The 23994-nt window shown below is 68.8% G+C and carries 22 protein-coding genes; 18 read left to right on the top strand and 4 right to left on the bottom strand.

Annotation, left to right across the window (positions count from 1 at the left end; translation table 11 throughout):
- Positions 1 to 17: 17 nt before the first annotated feature.
- A complete protein-coding gene (locus AC1C2R_RS00910; RefSeq protein ID WP_495378626.1) occupies positions 18 to 1457 on the bottom strand; it encodes an RNB domain-containing ribonuclease in 1440 nt (479 codons plus the stop codon).
- Between the two features lie 40 nt (positions 1458 to 1497).
- Between AC1C2R_RS00910 and AC1C2R_RS00905 the strand changes: the two genes are divergently transcribed.
- Positions 1498 to 3261 (top strand): proline--tRNA ligase, encoded by a 1764-nt coding sequence (locus tag AC1C2R_RS00905; RefSeq protein ID WP_495350657.1) that lies wholly within the window; start codon positions 1498 to 1500, stop codon positions 3259 to 3261.
- A 98-nt stretch (positions 3262 to 3359) separates the two neighbouring features.
- On the opposite strand, the gene AC1C2R_RS00900 is transcribed toward AC1C2R_RS00905, so the two are convergent.
- Positions 3360 to 3995, bottom strand: coding sequence for a hypothetical protein (locus AC1C2R_RS00900; RefSeq protein WP_495378625.1), 636 nt, complete (start codon positions 3993 to 3995; stop codon positions 3360 to 3362).
- A 319-nt stretch (positions 3996 to 4314) separates the two neighbouring features.
- Between AC1C2R_RS00900 and nusA the strand changes: the two genes are divergently transcribed.
- The 4 genes from nusA (at position 4315) to rbfA (ending at position 9205) form a co-directional block, all read left to right on the top strand.
- Positions 4315 to 5313: a transcription termination factor NusA gene (gene nusA, locus AC1C2R_RS00895; RefSeq protein ID WP_495350655.1), complete on the top strand. Its 999-nt coding sequence runs from the start codon at positions 4315 to 4317 to the stop codon at positions 5311 to 5313.
- Between the two features lie 78 nt (positions 5314 to 5391).
- On the top strand, positions 5392 to 5652 hold the full coding sequence (locus AC1C2R_RS00890) for a YlxR family protein (RefSeq protein WP_495350654.1): 261 nt from the start codon (positions 5392 to 5394) through the stop codon (positions 5650 to 5652).
- 83 nt (positions 5653 to 5735) lie between these two features.
- Positions 5736 to 8570 carry a translation initiation factor IF-2 gene (infB, locus tag AC1C2R_RS00885; protein ID WP_495350653.1) on the top strand — a complete coding sequence of 945 codons (2835 nt, stop codon included), beginning with the start codon at positions 5736 to 5738 and terminating at the stop codon, positions 8568 to 8570.
- Positions 8571 to 8692: 122 nt separating this feature from the next.
- Complete coding sequence (gene rbfA / locus AC1C2R_RS00880; protein WP_495350652.1) at positions 8693 to 9205, top strand: 30S ribosome-binding factor RbfA; 513 nt, start codon at positions 8693 to 8695, stop codon at positions 9203 to 9205.
- Between the two features lie 37 nt (positions 9206 to 9242).
- On the opposite strand, the gene AC1C2R_RS00875 is transcribed toward rbfA, so the two are convergent.
- The gene (locus AC1C2R_RS00875; RefSeq protein WP_495378624.1) at positions 9243 to 10133 is read right to left on the bottom strand and encodes an HhH-GPD family protein; all 891 of its coding nucleotides are present in this window, start codon (positions 10131 to 10133) and stop codon (positions 9243 to 9245) included.
- A gap of 47 nt (positions 10134 to 10180) precedes the next feature.
- On the opposite strand from AC1C2R_RS00875, the gene AC1C2R_RS00870 reads away from it, so the two are divergent.
- Positions 10181 to 10783: a nucleoside/nucleotide kinase family protein gene (locus AC1C2R_RS00870; RefSeq protein ID WP_495378623.1), complete on the top strand. Its 603-nt coding sequence runs from the start codon at positions 10181 to 10183 to the stop codon at positions 10781 to 10783.
- 277 nt (positions 10784 to 11060) lie between these two features.
- Positions 11061 to 12548, top strand: a complete 1488-nt coding sequence (locus AC1C2R_RS00865) for a hypothetical protein (RefSeq protein ID WP_495378622.1) — start codon at positions 11061 to 11063, stop codon at positions 12546 to 12548.
- A gap of 114 nt (positions 12549 to 12662) precedes the next feature.
- Here the strand turns inward: AC1C2R_RS00865 and AC1C2R_RS00860 are convergent, their stop codons facing one another.
- Entirely contained in the window at positions 12663 to 13658 is a 996-nt protein-coding gene (locus tag AC1C2R_RS00860; protein ID WP_495378621.1) for a ketopantoate reductase family protein, read from the bottom strand.
- Between the two features lie 121 nt (positions 13659 to 13779).
- On the opposite strand from AC1C2R_RS00860, the gene truB reads away from it, so the two are divergent.
- The 11 genes from truB (at position 13780) to AC1C2R_RS00805 (ending at position 23955) form a co-directional block, all read left to right on the top strand.
- Entirely contained in the window at positions 13780 to 14715 is a 936-nt protein-coding gene (truB, locus tag AC1C2R_RS00855; protein WP_495378620.1) for a tRNA pseudouridine(55) synthase TruB, read from the top strand.
- Positions 14712 to 15080: a hypothetical protein gene (locus AC1C2R_RS00850; protein WP_495378619.1), complete on the top strand. Its 369-nt coding sequence runs from the start codon at positions 14712 to 14714 to the stop codon at positions 15078 to 15080. Before truB ends, AC1C2R_RS00850 begins: the two co-directional genes overlap by 4 nt.
- Positions 15081 to 15106: 26 nt before the next feature.
- Positions 15107 to 15550, top strand: a complete 444-nt coding sequence (locus AC1C2R_RS00845; protein ID WP_495350645.1) for a hypothetical protein — start codon at positions 15107 to 15109, stop codon at positions 15548 to 15550.
- Complete coding sequence (locus AC1C2R_RS00840) at positions 15547 to 16479, top strand: bifunctional riboflavin kinase/FAD synthetase (RefSeq protein ID WP_495378618.1); 933 nt, start codon at positions 15547 to 15549, stop codon at positions 16477 to 16479. Before AC1C2R_RS00845 ends, AC1C2R_RS00840 begins: the two co-directional genes overlap by 4 nt.
- Before the next feature lie 47 nt (positions 16480 to 16526).
- Complete coding sequence (locus AC1C2R_RS00835) at positions 16527 to 17741, top strand: MFS transporter (protein WP_495378617.1); 1215 nt, start codon at positions 16527 to 16529, stop codon at positions 17739 to 17741.
- Positions 17742 to 17875: 134 nt separating this feature from the next.
- The gene (locus AC1C2R_RS00830) at positions 17876 to 18820 is read left to right on the top strand and encodes a sugar-binding transcriptional regulator (RefSeq protein WP_495350642.1); all 945 of its coding nucleotides are present in this window, start codon (positions 17876 to 17878) and stop codon (positions 18818 to 18820) included.
- Between the two features lie 46 nt (positions 18821 to 18866).
- A complete protein-coding gene (gene deoC / locus AC1C2R_RS00825; RefSeq protein WP_495378616.1) occupies positions 18867 to 19874 on the top strand; it encodes a deoxyribose-phosphate aldolase in 1008 nt (335 codons plus the stop codon).
- 10 nt (positions 19875 to 19884) lie between these two features.
- Positions 19885 to 21495: an aldehyde dehydrogenase family protein gene (locus tag AC1C2R_RS00820; protein ID WP_495378615.1), complete on the top strand. Its 1611-nt coding sequence runs from the start codon at positions 19885 to 19887 to the stop codon at positions 21493 to 21495.
- On the top strand, positions 21492 to 22352 hold the full coding sequence (locus tag AC1C2R_RS00815; protein WP_495350639.1) for an aldehyde dehydrogenase family protein: 861 nt from the start codon (positions 21492 to 21494) through the stop codon (positions 22350 to 22352). The genes AC1C2R_RS00820 and AC1C2R_RS00815 overlap by 4 nt, the downstream gene beginning before the upstream one ends.
- 10 nt (positions 22353 to 22362) lie before the next feature.
- Positions 22363 to 22602 carry a hypothetical protein gene (locus AC1C2R_RS00810; protein WP_495350638.1) on the top strand — a complete coding sequence of 80 codons (240 nt, stop codon included), beginning with the start codon at positions 22363 to 22365 and terminating at the stop codon, positions 22600 to 22602.
- A 192-nt stretch (positions 22603 to 22794) separates the two neighbouring features.
- Positions 22795 to 23955 carry a N(5)-(carboxyethyl)ornithine synthase gene (locus AC1C2R_RS00805; protein WP_495378614.1) on the top strand — a complete coding sequence of 387 codons (1161 nt, stop codon included), beginning with the start codon at positions 22795 to 22797 and terminating at the stop codon, positions 23953 to 23955.
- Positions 23956 to 23994: the final 39 nt, after the last annotated feature.

The following is a 23994-nucleotide window of genomic DNA, read 5'->3' as shown; positions in this document are numbered from 1 at the left end:
CTCGAGTCGCTCCGACGTCAGGCCGCGTCGGCGACCCGGAATCGCACGGTGCCCGCGCGGATGTCGGCCGACTCCAGCACGACGTCGAGTTCCGTGCCGGCGCGTACTCCCGCCGGCGCTGGGCACGTTGCCGAGACGGCGGGCTCCGCGAGCTGGATCACAGCGTTCTCACCGCGCACCTCGAGCACCGTCGCAGTGAAGCGTCCCCCGACGTGCCCGTGCAGCACGGCGGCCTCCACACGGGCCACGGATGCCGCGTCGAGCTGACTGGCCCGCTGCGACGACGCACCCATGAGCGACGGGAGGGAGGCGAGTGACGAGCGAGCCCATTCGGGCACCTCGCGGCCGGCACTGACCGCTTCGCAGACGACGAGCGCCCATCGGTCGACCAGCCGGCGCAGTGGCGCCGTGACGTGCGCGTATGGTGCAGCGATCGCCGATTGCATCGGATCGGGCGGAATCGCACCGTCGATCACGACGTAGCCCGCACCACGGAAGAGTCCGGACGCCACCTGCATCACCGCGAGCGAGACGGGATCATCCCGGTCGAGCCCGCGAAGGTACTCGCCGTACGAGATCGTCTCGGGCCATGGTCGCCCGAGCGCCTGCGTCTGAATGCGGAATGCGGCGATTCGATCCTCGGTCGGCTTCGGCATCGTGCGAAGTATGCCGATGCGCGCACCGATCATGAGCTCCGCCGCCGCCATGCCCGTCATGAGGGAGAGTTGCGCGTTCCACTCCTCGACCGGCAGCGGGTGCCGGCGTTCGAGGGCGTAGCCGCCGTCGGGCGTGCGCACGATCTCCTCGTCGGGGGAGTTGAGGCTGGCGCCGCCGCGGGCGCGCTCGAGCTCGATGCGCAGGAGTCCGACCTCGCGGAGGTGGGTGAGCGATGAGCCCCCGTCGCCTGCATCGATTCGCGATTGCGCGTCGTCGTAGGTCAGCTGTTCGCGCGAGCGCACCGTCGCGCGAGCGAGCTGCGTGCCGGTCACCACGCCGTGCCGGTCGAGTTCGAACGACCACACGAACGCGCTGCGGTCGGCGTCGGGCAGGAGCGAGGAACGGTCCTCGCTGAGCACGGGCGGATGCAGCGGCACTCGCCCGTCGGCGGCGTAGATGGTCTGGCCGCGGCGTCGTGCCTCACGGTCGACAGCACCGTTGGGAAACACCCAGCCCGGGACATCCGCGATCGCATAGTGCACGACGAAGCCGGTGGTGCTCCGGGCGATGTGCAGTGCCTGGTCGAGATCGGTCGAACCTGGCGGGTCGATCGTGACGAACTCGATCTCGCGAAGATCAACCTCGGGTGGCGGTGTAGGGGCGAGGGTCGCGGATGCCTCGGCGTCCACCTCCGGCGGAAAATCCACACGCAGCTCGAGCTCAGTGCGGAGCTCTGCGAGCGCCGTGGCGAGCTCGCTCTGCGCGGCGGAGACGGCGACATGATGGCGTCGTGCTGTCATGCGCCCAGCCTAGGGTGAGCGCCCGAACTAGAATCGTCGGGTGCCCACACGCCTGACGAACTACTTCCTCCGCACGCTCCGTGAAGACCCCGCCGACGCCGAGGTCACGAGCCATCGCCTGCTCGTGCGCGCCGGCTACATCCGCCGCCAGGCGCCGGGAATCTTCGCGTGGCTGCCGCTGGGTCTTCGTGTGAAGGCGAAGATTGAGGGGATCATCCGCGAGGAGATGACGAACGCGGGGGCACACGAGGTGCACTTCCCTGCGCTGCTGCCGCGCGAGCCCTACGAGCAGAGCGGTCGCTGGGAGAGCTATGGCGACAACATCTTCCGGATGCACGACCGGAAGGGTGGTGACTACCTCCTCGCACCGACCCACGAGGAGATGTTCACGCTGCTGGTGAAGGACCTCTATTCCTCCTACAAGGATCTGCCACTCGCCATTTACCAGATCCAGGACAAGTACCGAGACGAAACACGCCCTCGCGCGGGCCTCCTGCGCGGCCGCGAGTTCACGATGAAAGACGCGTACTCGTTCGACGTGACCGATGAAGGCCTCGACGCCAGTTACCAGAATCAGCGCGACGCCTACGAACGGATCTTCCAGCGCCTCGGCCTCGAGTACGTGATCGTGAAGGCGGACAACGGGCTCATGGGTGGCGCTCGCAGCGAGGAGTTCCTGCACCCGACCCCGGTGGGCGAAGACACCTTCGTGCGCTCGGCCGGCGGGTATGCGGCCAACGTCGAGGCATTCGAGACGATCGTGCCGCCCGCGCTGCCGTTTGACGGTCTGCCGGCAGCCGTCGTGCTCGACTCGCCGAACACGCCCACGATCGCGACGCTCGTCGACCTCGCGAACGCCGAATATCCGCGACCCGACGGCCGCGAGTGGACTGCAGCAGACACGCTGAAGAACGTCGTGCTCGCCGTCGTGCAGGCCGACGGCGCCCGCGAGGTCGTCGTCATCGGACTGCCGGGCGACCGCGAGGTCGAGATGAAGCGCGTCGAGGTCGCGTTCGCGCCCGGCGAGGTCGAGCCCGCGACCGAGGCGGACTTCGCGAAGCACCCCGGCCTCGTGAAGGGCTACATCGGCCCGTGGTCGGTCGACGGCGCCGTGCTCGGCGAAGAGTCGGCCACCGGCATCCGCTACCTCGTCGACCCCCGCGTGGTCGACGGCACCGAGTGGATCACGGGCGCGAATGCCGACCAGAAGCACGTGTTCGGCCTCGTCGCAGGCCGTGACTTCGTCGCCGACGGCACCGTCGAGGCGGCGAACGTGCGCGCCGGCGACCCCGCACCCGACGGCTCCGGCCCGGTCGAGCTGGCCCGAGGCATGGAGATCGGCCACGTCTTCCAGCTCGGTCGCTTCTTCTCAGATGTGCTCGGCCTCAAGGTGCTCGACGAGAACGGCAAGCTCGTCACGGTCACGATGGGGTCGTACGGCATCGGGGTGACTCGCATCCTCGCGATCATCGCCGAAGACAACAATGACGACAAGGGACTCATCTGGCCGGCGTCGGTAGCGCCATTCGACGTGCACGTGCTCGCCGCAGGTAAAGACGCGGCCGTGTTCGACGCGGCCGAGACGGTCGTGGCCGCCCTCGAGGCATCCGGGTACGACGTGCTCTTCGACGACCGCCCGAAGGTCTCGCCCGGAGTGAAGTTCGGCGACGCCGAGCTCATCGGCATTCCGAAGATCGTGATCGCCGGTCGCGGGGTGGTCGATGGCCTCGTCGAGGTGTGGGATCGCGCGAGCGGTGAGCGCACGCAAGTGCCGATCGACGGCGTCGTCGCCGCGCTCGCCTGAACTCGGCGAGCGGATGCCTCGTCGTGACGTATCCGCAATAGGTGCCGAATCGATGCACAGGCACGGCGTTCATCGATACGGCACCAATCGGCTGGCGATCACCTCACGGCGTCACACATGTTCTCTTCGCGGCCGTGGTTGAGCTCCATCGAGCGGATCCCGGTGGTCGCGAACGACACGATGTGCCGGCCGGTCACGTAGTAGTAGCCATTCGGCAGGTCCGGAGCGCTCCCGACCGGCCAGCCCAGGGCGAATGGGCCATTGGCGTCGACCGTCTGCAGGGCTCCCGCCTCGGAGAACGTGTAGGTCGCGTGGCCGCTGATGTTGTACCGCTTCGACGCTCCGGTCTCGACATTGACCGCTTCGACGATGTAGGGGCCGAGGTACTCCTGCTCTCGGACATTCCCGTTCTCCCATCGCGAGAGCACCCGGCCACGGACTCCCTGCTGCAACGTATGCGTCTCGAGGTCGAAGTCGCCGCAGTAGCGAGCAGCGGGTGCCCGAGTCACGTCCGGCTCGGTCACCGACTCCCATGGCTCCTGCACGTCGTGCCAGCTGTCGGCGGCCATTGCCGTTCCCGAGCTCATCAGAGTTGCTACCAGCACTGCCGCGCTTGCGAGGACGATACGTCGCAGAGTGTGATTCTTTTCATTAAGCGTTAATGTCATTGCCAAACCGAAGCGGTCATGGGTTGGTGTCGTCAACAGCGGTAACCGAATCGTGACCTGCCGCATGAGCCGAGGGCACTGCTGCACCTGGCGATCGCCACGTCGGGGTTGCCCGAGCCGGTGATCCGCCATCCGATCCGCGTCGCCGACGGCCTCGCCCTCGCGGCCGCCGTCGAATCGGTGCGCAGCGCCCTCACCCGAAGGTGAGCCGTCACCCCCCGCCAGATCGCGGAGCGACGACCTGGCGTACGTGACGGATCGCCGGCGCCGGCGAACCCAACCGAGTGGCGCCGAGTGGATGCCCGGCCCTCGCTCATCCGGTACCGTAGAGTCCTGTCCGCTCCGAGGGGAAGCGGAGTGAGAGCTGAATAGAGGAGGCCGGGTTATGGATATCGACCTCAGCGTGCTGCGGATGATGGAGCGCGAGAAAGAGATCCCATTCGACGAACTGGTGGAGATCATCGAGCAGGCCATTCTCATGGCGTACTTGAAGCACACGCATCCCGACCAGCACGGCCACGCGAACCCCGAAGGTGTGCGCGCCCACCTCGACCGCAAGACCGGTCACGTCTCGGTGTACGTTCCCGAACTCGACGAAGAAGGCAACGTCATCGGCGAGGCCGAAGACTCCCCGAGCGACTTCGGGCGCATCGCCGCGTTCGCCGCGAAGCAGGTCATCAACCAGCGTCTGCGCGACATCGCCGACGACGCGGTGCTCGGCGAGTTCCGCGGGCGTGAGGGCGACATCGTCGCCGGCATCATCCAGCAGGGCCCGAACCCGCGCATGGTGCACATCGACCTCGGCACGGTCGAGGCGATCCTGCCGCCCGAAGAACAGGTTCCCGGCGAGGAGTACCTGCACGGCCAGCGCATACGCGTCTACGTGACGAGTGTCGCCAAGGGCCTCAAAGGCCCGTCGATCACGGTGTCGCGCACGCACCCGGCGCTCGTGCGCAAGCTCTTCGCACTCGAGGTGCCCGAGATTGCCTCGGGCGTCGTCGAGATCGTCTCGCTCGCCCGCGAGGCCGGCCACCGCACCAAGATCGCGGTGCGTGCGACCCAGCCCGGCGTCAACGCCAAGGGTGCGGCGATCGGCGAACTCGGACAGCGCGTGCGCGCCGTCACGGCCGAGCTCGGCGCCGAGAAGATCGACATCGTCGACTGGAACGACGACCTCGCGACGTTCGTCGCGAGCGCACTGAGCCCCGCGAAGGTCACGAGCGCGTTCGTGATCGACGAGTCGACGCGGGCCGTACGCGCCCTCGTTCCCGATTACCAGCTCTCGCTCGCCATCGGCAAGGAGGGTCAGAACGCCCGTCTCGCCGCGAAGCTGACGGGCGCGAAGATCGACATCCAGCCCGACTCGGTCCTCGAGTCGAACTGAGCCAAACGGCCGCGCTGCGGCCGACGCCAGTATCCACCGATTGGCCGCCGTCGGCGGACGAACAGCGCAGAGTGTAAGATGGAACCCGTCAGAACGTGCATCGGATGCCGTTCGCATGCCCCGCGGTCCTCGCTTCTGAGGGTCGTCACCCAGAACTCCCACGTCATCGCAGATGATGCGGCTGTGCTTCCGGGCAGGGGTGCGTGGCTGCATCCGTCACTCGAGTGCTACCGGCTCGCCGTGCGGCGACACGCCTTCGGGCGTGCACTCCGCATTCGCGGCGAGGTGGACACCAGCAACGTAGAGAACAGGCTGAACGGCGTGATCACTAATGAGTAACGACTCATGAGCGGCTCGAAATGAGACCCGTCCGTCATTGATGGTCTGCCCCTGTCCGGGGTCGGACCCGGAACAGGAGAGAAGTGGCTGCCAAACCACGCGTACACGAGATCGCAAGCGAACTCGGTGTCGACAGCAAGATCGCCCTTGAGAAGCTCAAGGAGATGGGCGAGTACGTCAAGGGACCCTCGTCGTCCATCGAGCCCCCCGTCGCTCGTCGGCTGAAGGCCGCGCTCGAGGCCGCAGGTGCGGCCGCGTCCGCAGCGCCTGCAGCTGCCGCTCCCGCAGCGACCGGAGCCAAGCCCGGCGCGAAGCCGGGTCCCAAGCCCGCTCCGAAACGCCCGGCCGCCCCTGAGGCGCCCGCAGCGGCAGAGGCTCCCGCACCCGCGGCGGCTCCCGAAGCTGAGGCCGCTCCCATCGCCGAGGTGCCGCTCACGGTCGCCGAGCGCCAGGCCCAGGCCGAAGAGCGAGCCGCGCAGGCCGCGGCCGAGAAGTCGTCGGATGCTCCGGCGGCTGCTGCTGCTTCGACCGAAACCGATGCCGCTGCGCCGTCCGGTGCCCCGGCTCCGGCCGGCACGGCCCCGCGTCCCGGGGCCCCGCGTCCCGGTGCCGGTACCCCGCGTCCCGGCAACAACCCGTTCTCGAGCGCGCAGGGCATGGGCTCCCGCCCGGCACAGCCGCGTCCGGGCAACAACCCGTTCTCGAGCGCGCAGGGCATGGGCCAGCGACCGAGTCCCGGCAACATCCCTCGCCCGCAGGCGCCTCGCCCCGGTTCACCGCGGCCCGGCGCTCCGCGCCCGGCCGGTGCGGGTGGTCGTCCCGGTGGCGGCTTCCAGCGTCCCGGTGGTGCAGGTGGCGGTGCAGGTGCTCGCCCAGGCGGCGCACCCGGTGGCGGCTTCCAGCGCCCAGGCGGCGCACCCGGTGGCGGCTTCGGCGGCCCGCGTCCTGCTGGCGGCGGTGGCCGTGGTCGTGGCCCCGGCGGCGGCACAGCCGGTGCGTTCGGTCGCGGTGGCGGCAAGAGCAAGTCGCGCAAGTCGAAGCGGACGAAGCGGGCAGAGTTCGAGATGCGGGAGGCTCCGTCGCTCGGCGGCGTGAGCGTGCCCCGTGGCGACGGCAACACCGTCGTCCGGCTCCGGCGCGGCTCCTCGATCTCCGACTTCGCCGACAAGATCGACGCGAACCCCGGTTCGCTCGTGACCGTGCTGTTCCACCTCGGTGAGATGGCGACCGCGACCGAGTCGCTCGACGAGGCCACCTTCCAGGTGCTCGGTGAAGAGCTCGGCTACAAGATCCAGGTCGTCTCTCCTGAAGACGAAGACCGCGAGCTCCTCGAGGGCTTCGACATCGACCTCGACCAGGAGCTCGAGGACGAGACCGACGAAGACCTCCAGCAGCGTCCTCCGGTCGTGACCGTCATGGGCCACGTCGACCACGGTAAGACCCGACTCCTCGATGCGATTCGCAACGCGAACGTCGTCGACGGCGAGGCCGGCGGCATCACCCAGCACATCGGTGCGTACCAGGTGCACGCCGAGCACGAGGGCGTCGATCGCGCGATCACCTTCATCGACACACCGGGCCACGAGGCGTTCACCGCCATGCGTGCCCGTGGTGCGCAGGTCACCGACATCGCGATCCTGGTGGTCGCGGCCGATGACGGCATCATGCCGCAGACGATCGAGGCCTTGAACCACGCGCAGTCGGCCAACGTGCCGATCGTGGTCGCGGTGAACAAGATCGACAAGCCCGACGCGAATCCCGCCAAGGTGCGTCAGCAGCTCACCGAGTTCGGCCTGGTCGCCGAGGAGTACGGCGGCGACGTCATGTTCGTCGACGTCTCGGCTCGCGAGAACATCGGCATCAAGGAACTCCTCGATGCTGTGCTGCTCACGGCCGATGCCGGGCTCGACATGCGCGCGAACCCCAACAAGGCGGCTCGTGGTGTGGCCATCGAGGCCAAGCTCGACAAGGGGCGCGGTGCAGTTGCAACGGTGCTCATCCAGTCGGGAACGCTGCGCGTCGGCGACGCGATCGTCGCGGGCACCGCGTACGGCCGCGTTCGTGCGATGGCGGATGAGAACGGCGACGCCGTGCTCGAAGCCACTCCGTCGCGACCCGTGCAGGTGCAGGGCCTCTCGAGCGTCCCGCGCGCCGGCGACACCTTCCTCGTCACCGAAGAAGACCGCACCGCGCGTCAGATCGCCGAGAAGCGTGAAGCCGCAGAGCGCAACGCGCAGCTGGCGAAGGCCCGCAAGCGCATCTCGCTCGAAGACTTCACCCGTGCACTCGAAGAGGGCAAGGTCGAGTCGCTCAACCTCATCATCAAGGGTGACGTCTCGGGTGCCGTCGAGGCGCTCGAAGAGTCGCTGCTCAAGATCGAGGTCGACGACTCGGTGCAGCTTCGCATCCTCCACCGCGGTGTGGGCGCGATCACCGAGAGCGACGTCAACCTCGCGACGATCGACAACGCGATCATCGTCGGGTTCAACGTGCGTCCCGACACGAAGGCGCGCGAGCGCGCCGCTCGTGAAGGCGTCGACATCCGCTTCTACTCGGTGATCTACAACGCGATCGACGAGATCGAGGACTCGCTGAAGGGCATGCTGAAGCCCGAGTTCGAAGAGGTGCAGTCGGGTGTCGCCGAGATCCGCGAGGTGTTCCGTTCCTCGAAGTTCGGCAACATCGCCGGTGTCATCGTGCGATCGGGAACGATCACGCGCAACGCCAAGGCTCGAGTCATCCGCGATGGCGTCGTCGTCGGCGACAACCTCGCGATCGAGTCGCTGCGTCGCTTCAAGGACGACGTCACCGAGGTCCGCACGGACTTCGAGGCGGGCATCGGCCTCGGCAAGTTCAACGACATCCAGGTCGGCGACGAGATCGAGACCATCGAAATGCGGGAGAAGCCCCGGGCGTAGCTCGTGGGATGGGGTCCCTGATTCTTCACTCCGGTGAAGAATCAGGGACCGCTACCCCGATTCACGTCGAGGCGGGCAGGGCGGCGAAGCCGTTCTGGCCTTGCCACGAAAGGAGATACATCATGGCGGATCCGGCACGGGCCAGGAAGATGGCCGATCGCATCAAGGAAATCGTTGCGAAGCGCCTCGATAAGGGATTGCGCGACCCGCGGCTCGGCTTCGTCACCATCACCGACGTTCGCGTCACGGGTGACCTGCAGCACGCCAGCATCTTCTACACCGTGTACGGCACGGAAGAAGAGCGTGACGACTCCGCCAAGGCCCTGAAGGCCGCAACGGGGATGCTCCGCAGCGAGGTCGGCCGTAACATCACGGCTCGGCTCACCCCGTCGCTGGAGTTCATCGCGGACGCGATCCCCGAGAACGCCCAGCACATCGCCGCGCTCCTGCATGAAGCGCGCACTCGCGACACTGAGACGGCCGAGCTCGCCTCGACCGCCGAATACGCGGGCGAGGCAGACCCCTACGTGAAGCCGCGGGAGTATGACGACGACCTGCTCGACGGCGACGGCGACCTCGATGCGTCTGCCGGCGAGCAGCCCGAGCTCGGCGACGAGCCGGGCAGCGCGCGCTGAGTACCGCGTCAACACCGACGGCGCTTCCGGCTGCCCGTCACGCCTCGGGCAGGCGGTAGCCGTTCGCCTCTTGAACGGCGAGTCCGTCGCCGACGAGGGTCGCGACGGCGCGATCGAGTTGCGCAGCATCCGGCCAGATCGAATCGAGCTCGGCCCGTGAAACGGGGCGATGCGCGACCCTGAGTTCGCGCATCACGAGCCCGCGCACTTGCCGGTCGGAGCCCGCGAATCGCGCTTGCGCGGCCTTCTTCGCGCCCATGTATTCGGGGTATCCGGCGGCTCGCCAGGCGCACGAGTCGGCGATGGGGCAGGCCTCGCACCGCGGTGCTCTGGCGGTGCAGACGGTTGCGCCGAGTTCCATAGCGCCTGCGTTGAAGGCACGTGCATCCGCGGCATCGCGGGGGAGCAGTGCAGCCATCGCGGCGAGGTCTCGCGTCGTCGATGGCGGACCGGGCTCGCCCTGCCCCAGAACGGCGCGTGCAATCACCCGGCGGGTGTTGGTGTCGACGACCGGGACTCGCACGCCGAATGCGAACGCCGCGATCGCTCGCGCCGTGTACGGGCCGATGCCCTGCAGCGCGAGAAGGGCGTCGAGATCGGCGGGCACTTCGCCGTCGTGCCGCTCGACGATTTCGACGGCGGCACGGTGCAGCCAGAGGGCCCGGCGCGGATAGCCGAGCCGGTCCCATGCGCGAACCGCTTCGGACGGCGGCTCGGCGGCGAGAGCCGTCGCGGTCGGCCAACGCTCGATCCACGCCTGCCACCGGGGTACCACCCGGGCGACCTGTGTCTGCTGCAGCATGAACTCGCTGACGAGCACAGCCCAGGGGGAGACCTCGGCCGCTCGCCATGGCAGCGGCCGCGCGGCATCCGCGAACCAGTCGATGACCGGCCGCGTGAGAACATCGGCGGTCGGGCGGCGGGGCATTCGTCCAGCCTACGGCGGGGCGGATGCCTCGGAGCTAGGCTCGGGGCATGCGGCTTGTCACCACGCCCCGAGTCACCTTCCTCCGTTCGATCGCCGATGAGATCATGCAGCACTACGGTCGTGGGCGCATGATCGTGGCGATCGACGGCCCGCTGCAGAGCGGCAAGACCGCATTCGCCGACGATCTCGCAGCGGTGCTCGAGGAACGCGACCACGCGGTGTTCCGCGCGAGCATGGAGGGGTTCCATCGCTCGAGAGAGGCGCAGGCGGCGTTCGGCGAGGACACGCCCGCCCGCTACTTCCGGTACGGCTTCGACGAGTCGGCGTTGCGGCGCGTGCTCGTCGAGCCGTTCCGGCTCGGCGGTTCGACCGCGTTCGTGACCCGGGTCTTCGATCCCGCGCGCGACAGGTGGGTCGAGCCGAAGTGGATCACCGGGCCGGATGACGCGATCCTCGTGATCGACGGCCGGTTCCTCCTGCGGCAACGACTCGCCGGGCTCTGGGACGTACGCATCGCCCTCGACGGGGACCCCGTCGACCCCGCTGACGAGATCGCGTACGCCGAGTCGGATCCGCGTCTCGTGGCGTCCATCGTCGTCGACAACAGCGACCCCGAACACCCGCGTCGCCGGGTCTTCGACAGCTGCTGACGCCGTCGAATGACGTCGGAATGACCGGTGTCCCCCATTCGGGTGCCAATTTCGGCTCGAATCCGAAGAATTCATGGTGAAGTCCTCCGCTGAGGGGACATAATGGTGACACTGCCAACCCTCCCGGCTTCGCGAACCCGATCGCACCACCCGAATTACCCGACGCCAGTCGACGAGCACGTTCGTGCCCGTCGACTCTGCTGTGCGCCCTGAACGCGCCCTTCGTCATCTCTCGGTTTCGCTGACCCAGCCGGGCCAGACCGATGGAGAAACCCGAATGAGCAAGCCCCGCGCCGCAGAGGCGCACGCTGCCGACGGCGATGTCGGTGCGCGTCAGCGCACGACGTCCCGGAACCCGCTGCGACGCATCGCCGCGGCAATCACCGCCGTCGTCCTCGGCGCCGGCCTCGCCCTCGTCGGCGTCGCCGCGCCCGCGAGCGCCCACCACAACACCATCTCCGCGACCGCCGTCTGCTCGACCGACGGCACGACCGCAGACATCACCTGGACGGTCGTGAACTCGGAGCGCGACAAGACCGAGAAGATCACGAAGTCTTCCATGCCGGCGGTCGTGCCGGTCGGCACCAACTTCGAAGACGGTGAGACGAAGACGTTCGTGCAGTCGGGTGCGACGCTCGGCCAGAAGTACACGCTCGAGCTCGACGCCCTGTGGCCCGAGAGCAAAGCGGCCAACACCGACGAGAAGTCGTTCACGGCGTCGTCGAGCCTCTGCGGTGACGGCGGCGGCGAGTCCCCCGAGAGGAAGATCGAGTTCTGTCACGCGACCGGCAGTGCGACGCACCCCTACGAGCGGATCGAGACCTCGGTCAGTGCCTTCTTCGAGGCCGGCCACTTCGATCACCAGAACCACGGTGACATCTACCCCGCGTTCAGCTACACCAACCACGGCAAGATCACCAAGGTCGCTGCACAGGGTGACCAGAGCCTGCTGCAGTACGAAGACTGCGTGAAGCCCGTCGTCGATATCCCGGTGGAGGTGCCAGCCGCGGCGACGTTCTCCGACGAGTGCGGTGTCGACAACTACGAGCTCAAGCCCGAAGACAAGCTCGGCGTCGTGTGGGACAAGTCCATCGTCGATGGCAAGCTGACGCTGACCGCGAGCCCGGCCGAGGGCTACTCGTTCGTGGGTGAAGCGCAGTCGAAGGTCTTCGGCCCGTGGGACCTCAATGAGAAGCCCTGCATCGAGCCCACGCTGAAGGCGGCGGTCGCGACTGGTGTCTGCGTCGCGGATGCCCCGTGGATCTTCTTCAACGTCGAGCTGGTCGACCCCGACAAGCAGTCGACGAGCAACACGGCACGGCTCGTGCTGACCGACGGTACCAACACCGAGACGATCGAACTCGGCGAGCTCACCAACGGCCAGCTCGACGACAAGGTGCTGTGGCCCGGCGCCTCGGTCGCAGCCGACGGCGTCACGCCGACAGGTTGGCCGGGATGGGCCAAGGTCGGCAACCAGTGGATCGAGGTCCCCGACAACTTCGCGTGGACCCGAGGCGACGTCGACGCAACGATCGTCGTGAACCCCGAGCTCGCCGTGGCGATCTCATACCCGGCAGCCACGCCTGAGTGCGCCACCGGCCCGAAGGGCTCGGGTGGTGGCGCCAGCTCACCTGCCGCATCCGACGGCACCGGGCTTGCGAGCACCGGCTTCGCGGGCACGACGATCGCGATCGTCGCGGGCATCATCGTGGTCGCCGGACTCGCGTTCCTCGTGATCGCGCGAATCCGACGCAAGCGCGCCTGATCGACTGACGCACGCTGAGGGGGTCCGGTTCGCCGGGCCCCCTTCGTCGTACCACGTGCTCGCATCGCGCAGGTCGCCGGCCCGCGGCATCCGTCTCGGAGCCGACTCGCCGCGTCAAGCGGGAACGTCGGCGAGCACGCGCTCGGCCGACAACGGTTCGCCGCGTTGCTCGACCTCGTGCACGAGCGCGGTGAGCGCCCGGTTGACCGGAGCGTCGAGGCCGGCGACGGATGCCTCGCGCACGACGGCTCCGTTCAGGAAGTCGACTTCAGTCGGCTGCCCGCGGCGCACGCTCTGCTGGGTGGAACCGAGATTCGGCACCCCGCCCATGCGCACGCGCATGAGCCACGGCAGCACCTGGCCGACCGCGAGCGGCATACGGGCGAAGAGCCGCAACCGCCGGTTGCCGAGCCCCTGCAGGGCGCCGAAGCGTACGCCGCGCGCGATGCCGATGCGCACGGTCTCGCGCATCGAGGCCGTGACGACGCGCCGCAGTCGATGGTCATCGACGACGTCCTGCACGCTGTGCCCGACGATCGCGGGCACGGCGTTCAGCATGTTGACGACGAGTTTCGTCCATTGCGCGCCCCGGAACCCGCCGATCGCGACGACCGGCACCGCTTCGGAGAGCACGGCCGCGATGCGCGTGCACTCGGCGTCGGCCGGGCCGTCACCGCGCCCGAGGTAGCTCGTCGCCGGCGTGGTGATGCGCACGACCCCGGGCTCGGTGTAGTTGGCGGCGATGATCGACAGCAGCCCCATGCAGGAGGAATGGGGGAGCAGGCGCTCGGCAGTCGCGACCCCGTCGAGGCCGTTCTGCACGACGACGACGGGTACTCCGTCGACGAGGTCGGCGTTGGACTCGACGGCGTCCGCCGCGTCTTGTGCTTTCGTGCATACGAGCACGAGTTCGGGCGCGACCGAGAGCCGCTCACCGGCGGCCACCCGTGCGTGCACGTCGCCGTACCCGCCGCTCAGGGTGATGCCGGAGGCGCGAATCGCCTCGAGGCCCGCGCCCCGCGCGGCGACCTCCACGTCGTGCCCTGCGCGCGCGAGGAGGGCGGCGAACGTGCCGCCGAGCGCGCCGGCGCCGATGATGCCGATTCTCACCGTCCCAGCGTAGATGGGTGGCACAGGCCGCGGCACAGGGTCGCGGCACGGGTGCGCGCGGCATGGGCCGGCACGGGTGCGCGGCGCCGCGGGGTGTCGCACGGCTGTTAAGCTGAACGGCGTGAACAGCGGCATACTCCTCGTCGACAAGCCGCAGGGAATCACGAGCCACGACGTCGTCTCGCGTATGCGTCGTCTCGCTGGCACCCGCAAGATCGGGCACGCGGGCACACTCGACCCGATGGCCACGGGACTGCTCGTGCTCGGAGTGAACGGGGCGACGCGCCTCTTGCACTACCTCGTAGGGCTCGACAAGGAGTACCTCGCCACCATCCGCCTCGGTTGGAACACCACGACCGACGACGCAGAGGGCGACCCCCTTGCCGCAGCCGCGCCCGAGGTTCTCGGCACCGTCTCGGAAGAGGCCGTTCACGCAGCCATCGCCCCGCTCACGGGCGACATCGAGCAGGTGCCGAGCGCGGTCAGCGCCGTGAAGGTCGCCGGCAAGCGTGCCTACCAACGGGTGCGCGACGGCGAGACGGTCGAACTCGCGGCGCGCCGGGTCACCGTCTCGGCCTTCGAAGTGCTCGAGTTCCGTTCGGGTGACGCAACCCTCGATGTCGATGTTCGGGTCGAGTGCTCCTCGGGCACGTACGTGCGCGCGCTCGCACGCGACCTCGGCGCGGCGCTCGGCACCGGCGGGCACCTGACGGCGCTGCGTCGCACGCGCATCGGCCGGTTCGGCGTCGACGAGGCCGGCGAGCTCGACGGCTTCGACGTGGCGAACGCGATGATGAGCCCAGCGGATGCCGCGCGGCGGGCGCTGCCCGGCGTGGCACTGACCGAACAGCAGGCCATCGACCTCGGGCACGGCAAACGCATCGACGTCGCGGACGTCGACGGGCTCGCGGCATCCGACCCCGCTGCTGCACTGCCCCCGGCGCTCGCGGCCATCGATCCAGAAGACCACCTCGTCGCGATCGTCGAGCCTCGCGGCCGGCAGTTGAAGGTCGTCACGGGCTTCCCGCCCGCCGAGTCGCCGGAGGCCGGCGCATGATCGAGTGGTTCACCTGGGTGCAGCTCGCCGTCGCGGTCGCAGCCGGGCTGCTCGGCATCGCGCTGGGTCTGGCCGGGCGGGTGCCGAGCGATTTCACGCTCGGCGCGCTCGCTCTCGTCGAACTCCTGCTCGTCGCCCAGCTCGTGATCGCGATCGCCGCGCCCGCGTTCGGCAACGATCCGACCGGGAGTCTGCTCGAGTTCTACGTCTACCTCGTCGGAGCCCTGCTCCTGCCGCCTGCTGCAGCGTTCTGGGCACTGCTGGAGCGCAATCGCTGGTCGACCGTGATCCTCGGCGTCGCGGCGCTCTCGGTCGCGGTCATGCTCTACCGCATGCTGCAGATCTGGACCGTGCAGCAGGCGTGAACCCCGGTCTGAGAGAATCGAACGACATGAGTGACGTGCGGAGTGCCCGGCCCGAGATACGACAGGGCCGGCGGATGAGTGGCATCGGGCGCGTGCTCGTGGCCGTCTACGGCGTGCTCGCGCTCGCGGCGATCGGGCGTTCGTTCGTGCAGATCGCGTCGAAGTTCGACGAGGCGCCGCTCGCGTACGCGCTCTCGGCGCTCGCCGCGGTCGTCTACGTCGTGGCGACGATCGCTCTGATCATGCCGAGCGTCACGTGGTACCGCATCGCGTGGGCCACGATCGCGTTCGAGTTCACGGGCGTCATCGTTGTCGGAGCGTTGAGCATCGTCTTGCCCGAGCTGTTCCCGCACGACACGGTGTGGTCGTGGTTCGGGCGCGGGTACCTGTTCATCCCGCTCGTGCTTCCCGTGCTCGGCATGTGGTGGCTCGCCCGGCATCGGCCGGCGCGTGGGGCGGATGCCTCGTGAAGACGTTCAAGGGGCTGGTCGGGGTGCCCGCAGGCACCGGCCCGTCGGTCGTCACGATCGGCAAGTTCGACGGCGTGCACCAGGGGCATCGTGCCGTGATCGAGCGGGCCCGGCGCATCGCCGTCGATCGTGACCTCTCGACGATCGTCGTCACCTTCGATCGCAACCCGCTCGCCCTGCTCGCTCCCGAGAAGTGCCCCGAGTCGCTCGTCAGCGTGCGCCAGAAGCTCGAGCTCCTCGCCACGACGGGCGTCGACGCGACGCTGCTGCTGCCGTTCGATCGGGCACTCGCGTCGGTGCCGGCGACGGAGTTCGTCGAGCGCGTGCTCGTCGACGCGCTCGACGCGAAGGCGGTACTCGTCGGCAGAGACTTCCGTTACGGCGCTCGTGGCGCCGGCGATGTGGCGCTGCTCCAAGAACTCGGTGCGACCTTCGGCTTCACGGTCGACGTCATCGACGATGTTCGCCCCGAGGGGGAGCGGCGGGTCTCGTCGACGTGGATCCGTGAGCTGCTCGCCGAGGGCGACGTGCGGCGGGCCACCGAACTGCTCGGTCACACGCCGACGGTCTCGGGCATCGTCGTGCACGGCGCCGCTCGCGGCCGCGAGCTCGGCTTTCCGACGGCGAACCTCACGCCCGAGTCCGAGGGGCTGATCCCGGCCGACGGCGTCTATGCCGGATGGCTGACGGACGCCGGCACTCGGTACCCGGCGGCGATCTCGGTCGGCGACAACCCGACCTTCGAGGGCGTGGCGAAGAAACAGGTCGAGGCATACGTGCTCGATCGCGAGCTCGATCTCTACGACCACGTCGTCGACGTGGAGTTCGTCGATCGCATTCGCGGCATGGTGGCGTTCACGAGCATCGAGTCGTTGATCGACACGATTCGCGACGATGTGGAGCGCACTCGCGACATCCTCGGCGCCTGAGGCCTGAGGCCTGAGGCCTGAGGCTCGCGCGCCTAGACTCAGAGGTGATGACTTCGCTCCCGCCCCGACCGCTCTGGGCGGGTCGGGCCCTCGCCCTCATCGGCATCGTGCTCGTCGCCTTCAACCTCCGCACGGCGGTGGCGTCGCTTTCGCCGATCCTGGCGCAACTCGAGGCCGAGGTGTCGCTGTCGCCCGCGATCGTCGGGTTCCTCGGCATGCTGCCGCCGCTCTGCTATGCCGTGTTCGGCATCCTGACCCCGATGGTGGCGAAGCGCTTCGGTCTCGAGCTGACGCTCATCGCCGCACTCGTCGCACTGTCGGTCGGCCTCGCCGGGCGTGGGCTCGCCGGGTCGGCGCTCTGGCTCGTCGCGGCGAGCACGCTGACGTTCGCCGCGATCGGGGTCGGCAACGTGCTGCTGCCGCCCCTCGTGAAGCGCTACTTCCCCGATCGCATCGGCCTCGTCACGACGATCTACGTGACAGCGATGTCGGTCAGCACCTTCACCCCGCCGCTCATCGCTGTGCCGGTGGCGGATGCCGCGGGGTGGCGGGTCTCGCTCGGCGAGTGGGCGCTCATCGCGGCGATCTCGCTCGTGCCGTGGATCGCGATGCTGCTGCATCCGAAGCGTCAGGCGCCTGAGGCGTTGCCGGAAGAAGCGGATCCGGGTCAGATGCGCCATGCGCTGCGCTCGCCGCTCGCGTGGTCGCTCGCCATCGTGTTCGCCGTGTCGGGGTTCAACGCTTACGCGGCCTTCGCGTGGCTTCCGTCGATCCTGCACGACATCGCCGGCGTCTCACCGGCCGAGGCGGGGGCGCTGCTCTCGCTGTATGCGGCGATGGGCCTGCCCGCCGGTCTGCTCGTGCCGCTGGTCGCGGCCCGGTACGGCAAGGTGCGCCTTCTCACGGGGATCGCCGTCGCAGCGCTCGTCGTCGGGTATCTCGGGTTGCTCCTCGTGCCGAGCTGGGCGACGTGGCTCTGGGTGGCGTTGGCCGGCATCGGTCCGCTCCTGTTCCCGCTCGCCCTCGTGCTGATCAACCTCCGCACCAGGACGCACTCGGGAGCGGTCGCACTCTCGGGGTTCGTGCAGTCCGCCGGGTATCTCATCGTGGCCGTCGGGCCGCTCCTCGTCGGTCTCCTGCATCAGTGGACGGGCGGGTGGACGTGGCCCCTGCTGTTCCTCCTCGCCTCGGCCGTGCCCGCGGCGATCGCGGGGGCGGTCGTCGCCCGTCCGCGCTACTTCGAGGACGAACGCGAGCGCTGACGAGGGCGGGACGCGCGCGGCATCCGTCGCCCCTCTGCTCATCTGAGCAGCGTCGCCTGCGAGTGTTGCCGATGCGCATCCGGCTGCCTACGCTGGAACGTGAACGTGGCGGGAACGTGACCGGACGGAGGCGCATGGACGAGATCGACGAACTGCTCTCGATCAGGGCCGCTGAGCTCTACTACGAGGAGAACAAGACCCAAGACGAGATCGGGCAGGCGCTGCGCCTCACGCGGTGGAAGGTCGGGCGACTCCTCGCGCAGGCGAAGCAGCGCGGGTTCATCCGCATCGAGATCCTGCATCCACGGGCGAGGCGGCTGCCGATCGAGCGTCGGCTGCGCGAGGAACGCGGCCTCGCCGACGCGATCGTCGTTTCGACCGCCGGGGTGACCTCAACCGAAGAATTGCAGGCGCGCACCGCGCAGGCGGCGGCCGACTACCTCACCGCGCTTCGGCCGGTGCCCCGCACGCTCGGCGTGAGCTGGGGGCGCACGCTCTTCGAGATCTCGCAGCACTTGCGGAGCGGCTGGGCGACCGGCGTCAACGTCGTGCAGATCAACGGCGGCGTGAGTCTCAACCGTCGGCCGGGCACGGCTGCGGCGACCGCCGTCGGCATCGCCCAGAAGGGCGGTGGCAGCGCCACCCTGCTGCCGAGCCCGGCGATCCTCGAGCGACTCGAGACGAAAGAGGCCATCGAGTCCGACCGCGTCGTCGCCGGCGTCATCGAGCTCGCACGATCGGCCGATGCCTACCTGTTCAGCGCGGGCGCCGCAGACCACTCATCGGTGCACGTCGAGAGCGGGTACCTCTCGGTTCCCGACGTCGACCTGCTCGTGCAGAAGGGCGCCGTCGGCGACGTTGTCGGCCGCTACATCGACTCCGACGGCAACATCGTCGATCCGGCGCTCGATGCCCGCACGGTCGGGCTCACCCTCGACGAACTGCGCCGGGCCCAGCTCGCGATCGCCGTGATCTCGGGGCCCGCCAAGCATGCCGTGGCCGACGCGGTCGTGCGCAGTCGGCTCTGCTCGGTGCTCGTCACCGACGAGGCCACCGCACTCCACCTCCTCGACGGCTGACGCCACTCGGTCGGCCGAACATCAAACGAAAGCCAGGTCATTCCTCATGTCAGGCACCTCCCTCGTCACCGCCCGCGAGCGGGCACTTGCCGTGCTCGGCGGCGAGCCCGACGACGCGACCCTGCGGCGCTACCTGCACGGCATCCCGGGTGTCGACGCCGTCGGACTCGAACAGCGCGCGGCAGGCCTCGGCACTCGCTCGATCAAGACGAGTTCCAAGCAGTGGGCGCTCGACCGCATCATCTCGCTCATCGACCTCACGACCCTCGAGGGCGCCGACACCCCCGGCAAGGTGCGTTCGCTCGTCGCCAAGGCCGTCAACCCCGACCCGGCGGATGCCACGACCCCGCGTGTCGCGGCGGTCTGCGTGTACGGCGACATGGTTCCGCACGCGATCGCTGCCCTCGGCGGTGCCCACGGCGACCCCGATGACGGCCTCGTCTCGGTGGCGGCGGTCGCGACCGCATTCCCGAGCGGTCGTGCTTCGCTCGACATCAAGCTCGCCGACACAGCCGAAGCGGTCGCGGCTGGCGCCGACGAGATCGACATGGTCATCGATCGCGGTGCCTTCCTCGCGGGCCGCTACGGTCTCGTCTTCGACCAGATCGCCGCGGTCAAAGAGGCGTGCCGGCGTGCTGACGGGTCGAGCGCGAGCCTCAAGGTGATCCTCGAGACCGGGGAACTCGTCACCTACGACAACGTGCGCCGAGCATCGTGGCTCTCGATCCTCGCGGGCGGCGACTTCATCAAGACCTCCACCGGCAAGGTTGCGCCCGCGGCGACGCTGCCGGTCACCCTGCTCATGCTCGAGGTCGTGCGCGACTGGCACCTGGCCACCGGCCAGCGCATCGGCGTGAAGCCGGCGGGCGGCATCCGCTCGTCGAAAGACGCCATCAAGTACCTCGTGACGGTCGCCGAGACGGTAGGTGAGGAGTGGCTCGAGCCGCACCTCTTCCGTTTCGGAGCATCGAGCCTCCTGAACGACGTGCTGTTGCAGCGCCAGAAGATCGCGACCGGGCACTACTCCGGCGCCGACTACGTGACGATCGACTGAGAGAGACACCATGAGCTTCCTCGAATACGCACCCGCACCCGAGTCGCGGGCGATCCTCTCGCTTCGCGACACCTATGGCCTCTTCATCGACGGCGAGTTCGTCGACGGTCGCGGCGAGCCGTTCCAGACCATCTCGCCGGCGAGCGAAGAGCGCATCGCGATGATCGCCAATGCCAACGCGGCCGATGTCGACACGGCCGTCGCTGCGGCGCGCCGCGCGTACGACCGCACCTGGTCGAAGATGAGCGGCCGTGACCGCGGAAAGTACCTCTTCCGCATCGCCCGCCTCGTGCAGGAGCGTGCCCGTGAGCTCGCCGTCGCCGAGTCGCTCGACAACGGCAAGCCCATCAAGGAGTCGCGCGACGTCGACGTACCCCTCGTCGCCGCCTGGTTCTTCTACTACGCGGGTTGGGCAGACAAGCTCGATCACGCGGGGCTCGGCGCGAACCCTCGGTCGCTCGGCGTGGCCGCCCAGGTGATTCCGTGGAACTTCCCGCTGCTCATGCTCGCGTGGAAGATCGCCCCGGCGCTCGCCGCGGGCAACACCGTCGTGCTGAAGCCCGCCGAGACGACGCCGCTGTCGGCGCTCATCTTCGCGGAGATCCTGCAGCAGGCGGAGTTGCCCGCCGGCGTCGTGAACATCATCACGGGCGCCGGTGACACGGGTGCCGCGCTCGTCGCGCATGAGGGTGTCGACAAGGTCGCGTTCACCGGATCGACCGGCGTCGGCCGTGCCATCGCGAAGCAGATCGCCGGCACCGACAAGAAGGTCACGCTCGAGCTCGGCGGCAAGGCCGCGAACATCGTCTTCGACGACGCACCCATCGATCAGGCGATCGAGGGCATCGTCAACGGCATCTTCTTCAACCAGGGGCATGTCTGCTGTGCCGGCTCGCGCCTGCTCGTTCAGGAGAACATCCACGACGAGGTCGTCGAGCGACTGAAACTGCGCCTCTCGACGCTGCGCCTCGGCGACCCGCTCGACAAGAACACCGACATCGGCGCCATCAACTCGAAAGAGCAGCTCGAACGCATCCGCACGCTCTCCGACATCGGAGTCGCCGAGGGGGCCGAGCGCTGGACCGCGCCGTGCGACATCCCCGAGAACGGCTTCTGGTTCGCGCCGACGATCTTCACGAACGTGCAGACCTCGAGTCGCATCGCCCGTGAGGAGATCTTCGGTCCGGTGCTCTCCGTTCTGACGTTCCGCACCCCGGCCGAGGCGATCGCGAAGGCGAACAACACGCCCTACGGCCTCTCCGCTGGCATCTGGAGCGACAAGGGCAGCCGCATCCTCGCGGTCGCCGACCAGCTGCGCGCCGGCGTCATCTGGGCGAACACGTTCAACCGCTTCGACCCCGCGTCGCCCTTCGGCGGCTACAAGGAGTCGGGCTACGGCCGTGAAGGCGGCCGGCACGGGCTCGCGGCGTACCTGGCACCGGCGCCCATCGGCCAGGCAGCCGTCACCGGCGGTCGAGTGAAAGCGAAGCTCCCCGCCGCTGGTCGAGGAGCGGCGAAGCCGCGTATCGAGACCTCGGATGCCGCGAAGGGTGATCTCGATACGGCCGCAAAGCGGCCTGCTCGATCAACCAAGCCCGCGACGAAGGGATCGAAGCGATGAGCCGCCTCGCCGTGCCCAAGACCTACAAGCTCTACATCGGGGGAGCCTTCCCGCGCAGCGAGTCGGGTCGCACCTACGAGGTGCTCCGGGCCGACGGCGGCTTCCTCGCGAACGCCGCGAAGGCCTCCCGCAAAGATGCTCGCGACGCCGTCGTGGCCGCTCGAGCCGCAGTCGGCGGATGGTCGGGCGCCACCGCGTACAACCGCGGGCAGGTGCTCTACCGCATCGCCGAACTCCTCGAAGGCCGGCGGGCGCAGTTCGTCGCCGAGATCGAGGAGGCCGAGGGGGTCACGCGCGCCGTGGCATCCGCTCAAGTCGACGAGGCGATCGACCGCTGGGTCTGGTACGCCGGCTGGGCCGACAAGTTCGCCCAGGTCACGGGCAACGCGAACCCCGTCGCGGGGCCGTACTTCAACATCTCGGTGCCGGAGCCGACGGGCGTCGTTGCGGTCATCGTGCCGCAAGACAGCTCACTGCTCGGCTTCGTCTCGGCCGTCGCGCCGGCACTCGTGGCCGGCAACTCGGTCGTCGCCGTCGCGAGCGAGCGCTTCCCGCTGTCGGCGATCAGCCTCGCGGAGGTGCTCGCGACGAGCGACGTGCCGAAGGGCGTCGTCAACGTGCTCACGGGTTCGCCCGCCGAGATCGCGCCGTGGCTCGCGAGCCACTCCGATGTGAACGCGATCGACCTCGTCGGCGCCGGCGATCTCGACTGGATCTCGCTCGAGATCGACGCGGCCGACACCTTGAAGCGAGTGCTGCGTCCCGAGTCCGGGCCGGATGCCGCGGCGCCCGCGCTCGGCCGCATCAGCGCGTTCACCGAGACCAAGACGGTCTGGCACACGAAGAGTCTGAAGTAGACGTGACGACATGGCCGGTCGCTCTGGAGCGTCGGACGAACGGGGTCGGCTCGTCACCGACCCGTTCGAGTACCGAGTCACGAAACAGGGAGGCGTGATCGTCTCCCGCGGCGGTACGCCCGTGATGACCGTCGGCGGCCGGGATGCGGCACGTCTCGTCGCTGCGCTGCAACTCGCGGACGATGCACAGGCGCAGCACCTGCTCGCCCGGGCGAGCGGCAACTACCGGCGAGGCAACGAACGGTCATGATGCCCGGCGCGGGCCAGGGCCCGGCCCGGGCGTGCGCATGTGCGGGCAGGCGTCGCCGGTGATGGCATGGCGTAGCCTCAGGAGCAGGTCGCCGCATGCGCGGCCGGTGATTCGACGGCGACCTGTTCATCGCGGATTCCTCTGAGCGAATCCGTCGAGTGCAGCGCACCGGCGGGAGACAGGACGTCCGCCATGACCGCGACCACCCCGCAACTCCTCCGACTCGGAGTGCTGGCGCACTCGAGTAAGCCCGACGAGAAGCGGCTGCCGTTGCATCCGTCGCACCTCGAGCGGATCGATGTCGACCTTCGCGAGAACCTCTTCCTCGAGCACGGGTACGGCGAGCGTTTCGGCTTCACGGATGCCCAGCTGGCCCCGTTGGTCGCCGGATTCGGCTCTCGAGGCGACCTCCTCGCCCGATCCGATGTCGTGCTGCTGCCGAAGCCGCAGGCATCCGACCTCGAAGGTCTGCGCGACGGTCAGGTGCTCTGGGGTTGGCCGCACTGCGTGCAGGACCGTGCCCTGACGCAACTCGCGATCGACAAGGGCCTCACGCTCATCGCGTGGGAGGCCATGAACCACTGGACTGCCGGCGGGGGCTTCGGGCTGCACGTGTTCCACAAGAACAACGAGCTCGCCGGCTACTGCTCGGTGCTGCACGCCCTGCAGCTGTGCGGCTCTACGGGTGACTACGGCCGGCGTCTGAGCGCTGTCGTCATCGGGTTCGGGGCGACCGCCCGAGGCGCCGTCACCGCGCTGAACGCCCACGGCATCCACGATGTGCGGGTGCTCACCAACCGCGACACCGCTGCGGTGAGTTCGCCGATCCCCTCGGTGGACATCATCCAGTTCGAGCACAACCCCGAGGCGCCGTTCGAGAGCACCGTCAACACCGAAGACGGGCCGGTGCCGCTGGCTCCATTCCTCGCCGAGCGGGACATCGTGGTGAACTGCACGCTGCAGGATCCGAACGCACCGCTCACGTACCTGCGCACGGAGGACCTCGGCGTCTTCCGCCCGGGCAGTCTCATCGTCGACGTGTCGGTCGACGAGGGCATGGGCTTCAGCTGGGCACGCCCCACGTCGTTCGAGGACCCGATGTTCATCGTGGGGGAGTCGACGAACTACTACGCCGTCGATCACAGCCCGTCGTACCTGTGGAATTCGGCCACCTGGGAGATCAGCGAAGCGCTCATGCCGTTCCTGCGCACGGTCATGGAGGGCCCGGATGCGTGGGCGGCGTCGGAGACGATCGATCGCGCCACCGAGATCGCCGGTGGCCGCATCCGCAACCCCGCCATCTTGGAGTTCCAGCGTCGATCAGCGGAGTATCCGTACCCCTCGATCGCGTAGGCCGCCCTCGCGACCCACGAACGGGAGGTAACGAAATGG

The organism is Agromyces sp. Y182 (genome assembly GCF_059445385.1).
The sequence above is the reverse complement of the archived record's forward strand: the minus strand, read 5'-3'. Positions and strand labels throughout refer to the sequence as shown.